General features: G+C 72.6%; 4 protein-coding genes and 1 pseudogene. 2 read left to right on the top strand and 3 right to left on the bottom strand.

Features of this window, described 5'->3' with window-relative positions; genetic code table 11:
• Positions 1 to 109 precede the first annotated feature (109 nt).
• Positions 110 to 1,321, bottom strand: a complete 1,212-nt coding sequence (locus tag ACFXGX_RS24195) for a trans-sulfuration enzyme family protein (RefSeq protein WP_384794788.1) — start codon at positions 1,319 to 1,321, stop codon at positions 110 to 112.
• Between the two features lie 60 nt (positions 1,322 to 1,381).
• Between ACFXGX_RS24195 and ACFXGX_RS24190 the strand changes: the two genes are divergently transcribed.
• Together ACFXGX_RS24190 and ACFXGX_RS24185 are read left to right on the top strand one after the other, a co-directional pair.
• Positions 1,382 to 1,888: an Lrp/AsnC family transcriptional regulator gene (locus ACFXGX_RS24190; protein WP_103551987.1), complete on the top strand. Its 507-nt coding sequence runs from the start codon at positions 1,382 to 1,384 to the stop codon at positions 1,886 to 1,888.
• Between the two features lie 62 nt (positions 1,889 to 1,950).
• Complete coding sequence (locus ACFXGX_RS24185) at positions 1,951 to 3,642, top strand: DUF885 domain-containing protein (protein WP_384794786.1); 1,692 nt, start codon at positions 1,951 to 1,953, stop codon at positions 3,640 to 3,642.
• A gap of 161 nt (positions 3,643 to 3,803) precedes the next feature.
• Here the strand turns inward: ACFXGX_RS24185 and ACFXGX_RS24180 are convergent, their stop codons facing one another.
• A complete protein-coding gene (locus tag ACFXGX_RS24180; protein WP_384794784.1) occupies positions 3,804 to 4,319 on the bottom strand; it encodes an immunity 21 family protein in 516 nt (171 codons plus the stop codon).
• Between the two features lie 119 nt (positions 4,320 to 4,438).
• Positions 4,439 to 4,877, bottom strand: a pseudogene (locus ACFXGX_RS24175) (rhodanese-like domain-containing protein); the annotation flags it as partial.

Raw genomic sequence — 4,877 nt, 5'->3', positions numbered from 1 at the left:
AGCTCTCGGTCCTCAACCCCCCCCACACCCCCGCGCGACACCACCCCGCTCGCCCCCCCCCCCCCCCCGGGGCGGGGGGCGCCGCTCCCTCCCCCCGTTCCCCCGGCTCTCATTCCCCGCCGCGGAACCCCAGGGCCGAGTCCAGGTCGGACCACAGGTCGTCCACGTCCTCCAGGCCCACCGACATACGCAGCAGGCGGTCGCTGACGCCCGCACCGCGGCGGTCCGCCGTGGGGACTATGCGGTGGCTTATGGAGGCAGGGTGCTGGATGAGGCTGTCGACACTGCCGAGGCTCACGGCGGGAGTGATCAGCCGGACTCTGGCGATGACGTCGTGCGGGTCGCCGTGCACCTCGAAGGCGATCATGGCTCCGCCGATGCGCGGGTAGTGGACGCGGGCGACGCGCGGATCGTCGGCGAGCCGGCGGGCGAGCTCCGCGGCGTTCGAGGACGCGGCCCTGACCCGGACGGGCAGGGTCGACAGGCCGCGCAGCAGCAGATAGCCGGCCAGCGGATGCAGGACGCCGCCCGTCGCGAACCGCACCTGGCGCAGCTTGCGCGCGAACTCCTCGTCGCACGCGACCACGCCGGCCATCACGTCCCCGTGGCCGCCCAGGTACTTGGTGGCGCTGTGCAGAACCAACCGCGCGCCGTGCTCGGCGGGGCGTTGCAGCACGGGGGTCGCGAAGGTGTTGTCGGCGAGGAGCGGGACGGTCCCGCAGGCGTGCGCCACGGCGCGGAGGTCGAGTTCGGCGAGCGTCGGGTTGGCCGGGGACTCGACCATCACCAGGCCGGTGTCGGGCCGCAGCGCGTCGGCGATCCCGGCCGGGTCGACCCAGGTGACCTCGGTGCCGAGCAGCCCGGCCGTCAGGAGGTGGTCGCTGCAGCCGTACAGCGGGCGGACGGCGACGACATGGCGCAGGCCCATCGCGTTGCGTACGAGGAGGACGGCGCTCAGCGCGGCCATGCCGCTCGCGAAGGCGACCGCGCTCTCGGTGCCTTCGAGGCGCGCGAGGGCGGTCTCGAAGCGGGCGACGGTCGGATTGCCGAGGCGGGCGTAGACGGGCGGGCCCTCGGGTTCGGCGCCGTCGGCCGCGAAGGCGTCGATCCGGGCGGCCTCGCCGCGGCTGTCGTACGAGGGGTACGTGGTGGACAGGTCGATCGGGGCCGCGTGCAGCCCCAGGGCCGCCAGATCCTCCCGGCCGGCGTGCACGGCTTCCGTGGCGAGTGCCCTGGCCGGAGCCGCGACGACGTGGCCGCTTCCGCTCAGGTCGTCCTGCGCGTCCAGCGCGCCCTGCGTGTCGTACACAACGGAGTCCATGCGCCGAAGCCTGAACACCGGGCGGGCTTTCGGCGGCGCATCCCGTGTTACGTTCGCGCCATGGCCGATTCTGTCGTACTCGATCCGGTGGATCTTCATCTGTTGCGGCTGCTGCAGAACGACGCACGGACGACCTACCGCGATCTCGCGGCTCAGGTCGGCGTCGCGCCGTCGACCTGTCTCGACCGGGTGACCCGGCTGCGCCGGGCAGGAGTCATTCTCGGCCATCAGCTACGGCTGGACCCGGCGAAGCTCGGACGGGGTCTGGAGGCGTTGCTGTCCGTACAGGTCCGGCCGCACCGCAGGGAGCTGGTGGGGCCCTTCGTCGACCGGATCCGGCTGCTGCCCGAGTCGCGGACCGTCTTCCACCTGACCGGCCCCGACGACTACCTCGTGCATGTCGCGGTCGCGGACATGGCGGATCTGCAGCGACTGGTGCTCGACGAGTTCACCTCGCAGCGTGAGGTGGCACGGGTCGAGACGCGGCTGATATTCCAGCAGTGGGACTGTGGTCCGCTGCTGCCGCCGGCCGCGCCGGGCCCATCGTCCCCGGCCAAATCCGGCTGATGCGGTGACAAGCCCGGTTGAGCGGGCTGACGCGGCGCCCGTGCCCGTATGAGTATGTGCGCATGTCAGAGACGAAGAACCCGCTGCCCCGCGAGGTCGCCGACGCGTACGTCGACGAGCTCATCGCCCTCGACCCGGTTCTCGGTACCTACCTCGGTGTGAAGGAGAGCCACGGCAGGCTTCCCGACAACTCGCCCGCCGGCCAGGACGCCGTCGCCGAGCTGGCACGGGTGACCCTCGCGCGGCTGGAGGAGGCGGAGCGGCGGCCGGGCGCGGAACATGACATCGAGCGCCGTTGTGGCCGGCTGCTGCGTGAGCGGCTCACCGCCGCGCTCGCGGTCCACGAGGCCGGCGAGGGCCTGCGGGCGGTCGGCAATCTGCACACGCCGGTGCACTCGGTCCGGCAGGTCTTCACCCTGACGCCGACGGAGACGGACGAGGACTGGGCCACGGTCGCGGAGCGGCTGCGCGCGGTACCGGACGCGCTCGCCGGCTACCGGGAGTCCCTCGCGCTGGGGCTCGACCGCAAGCTGTACGCGGGGCCGCGACCGACGGCGACGTTCATCGAACAGCTCACGGAGTGGTCGGACACGGACGGGCAGGGCCTCGGCTGGTTCGAGGACTTCGTCTCGGCGGGCCCGGGCTCCGCACGCGAGGAGCTGGACGCGGCGGCGCGCACCGCGACGGAGGCCGTGATCGCCCTGCGGGACTGGATGCGCGATGTGTACGCGCCCACGATCGGGGGCGCTCCGGACACCGTGGGCCACGAGCGGTACGCACGGCTGGCGCGCTACTTCAACGGTACGGATCTCGACCTCGACGAGGCGTACGCGTACGGCTGGGCCGAGTACCACCGTCTCCTGGCCGAGATGCGGACCGAGGCCGAGAAGATCCTGCCCGGCGCGGCCACCCCCTGGGTCGCCCTCGCGCACCTCGACGAGCACGGCCGGCACATCGAGGGCGTCGACGAGGTCCAGCAGTGGCTCCAGGGGCTGATGGACGAGGCGATCACCGCGCTGGACGGCACGCACTTCGAACTCGCCGAGCCGGTGCGGAAGGTGGAGTCCCGCATCGCGCCGCCCGGCGGCGCGGCGGCCCCGTACTACACCGCCCCTTCGCAGGACTTCTCGCGGCCGGGCCGCACCTGGCTGCCCACGATGGGACAGACCCGCTTCCCCGTCTACGATCTCGTCTCGACCTGGTACCACGAGGGGGTGCCCGGCCATCACCTCCAGCTCGCGCAATGGGCGTACGTCGTCGACGACCTGTCCCGCTACCAGGCCACCGTCGGCCAGGTCAGCGCCAACTGCGAGGGCTGGGCCCTGTACGCGGAGCGGCTGATGGACGAACTCGGCTTCCTCACCGACGCGGAGCAGCGGCTCGGCTATCTCGACGCGCAGATGATGCGGGCCGCCCGGGTCATCGTCGACATCGGCATGCACCTGGAGCTGGAGATCCCCGCCGACTCCCCCTTCCACCCGGGCGAGCGGTGGACTCCGGACCTGGCGCAGGAGTTCTTCGGCGCGCACAGCAGCCGGCCGGCCGACTTCGTGGAGAGCGAGCTGACCCGCTACCTCACGATGCCCGGCCAGGCCATCGGCTACAAGCTCGGCGAACGCGCCTGGCTGCTGGGCCGTGAGAACGCCAAGAAGCGCCACGGTGCCGCGTTCGACGCCAAGGCCTGGCACATGGCCGCCCTGTCCCAGGGGTCCCTGGGCCTGGACGACCTGGTGGACGAGCTCTCCCGGCTCTGACGGCCCCGCGCGGCGGCCGCTCCCGGCCGCCGCGCGATGTCACCCGGAGAACCTCGGCATCAGGACGCCCCGTCGCCCCGGCACCCGGAGTACAGGTGCCAGGACGTCAGGGGTAGGACGTCAGGGGTAGGACGTCAGGGGAGGACATCAGGGGTGGGACATCAGGGCGTCAGCCGACGCAGTTGTACGAGTCCCACCCACGTCTCCGGCCTCGGTTCGACGTAAGCCGCGCGGACCCCGTACCGGCCCGGTTCGAGCACCACCCTCAGGCGGTCCGTGCTCTCGGAGAAGGTGCCCGGCCAGGCGGCCTCGAAGAGGATGACGGGGCCGGGCACCGTCCACTCCGCCTCCGGCTCCCACTCGGCCTGCGCCAGCGCCTCCGGGACGACGGCGAGCAGTTCGTCCTCGGACCTGGCGGCGTACCAGCGTACGAAGGCGCCATGCTCGGGAAGGTAGGTGGTCGAGGCGGGTTCGTCGCCGAGAACCAGGGCCCTGGTGTCGCCCACGGGCAGGAGCCCGATGAACCCGTCGACGTCACAGGCCCGGTCGTAGTCGCAGGACATGTCGTCGCCGTCGGCCCCCGCCCAGAACGGGAGCACCGTCTCCGGTATCGCTATGAGGGGCCCGCCGCCCGACTCCACCCACTGGACCGCACCGGGGTCCGCGTATCTTGGCATGCGCAGAAGTTACACGGCACGCGTCCGCCCCCGTAGGGCAGGCGGCCCCGGGAAACGGAATCCGGACACCGGCGGGAACACGGGGGCCGACACCGTCGGTCCGCCCCCGTCGCCCGGGGTCAGCAGCCGCAGTCCGCCGCGTCCACGGGTGCCGTCAACGGGTCCTCGGCGCGGCGCTCACGGCCCTGCCAGGTCTCGAACTCGAAGCCCTCGCGCGCCCAGTACTCGAAGCCGCCGAGCATCTCCTTGACCTGGAAGCCGAGTTCGGCGAGGGCGAGGGCCGCGCGGGTCGCGCCGTTGCATCCGGGTCCCCAGCAATAGGTGACGACCGGCACCGACTTGTCCAGAAGCCGTTCGGCCTGCTCGGGGATGAGCGCGGTGGGCAGGTGGACCGCGCCGGGGATGTGCCCCTGGTCCCACGACGCGGTGGAGCGGGAGTCGAGGACGACGAACCCGGGGTCGCCGTCGGCCGCGAGGGCCGCCGCCACGTCGGACACGTCCGCGTGGAACGCGAGGCTCGCCCCGACGTAGGCGGCCGCCGCGGCCGGCGACGCCGGG

This window comes from Streptomyces sp. NPDC059371 (assembly GCF_042751995.1).
Taxonomy (GTDB): Bacteria; Actinomycetota; Actinomycetes; order Streptomycetales; family Streptomycetaceae; genus Streptomyces.
Note: the sequence above shows the minus strand (reverse complement) of the source record. Positions and strands in the feature narration are given on the sequence as shown.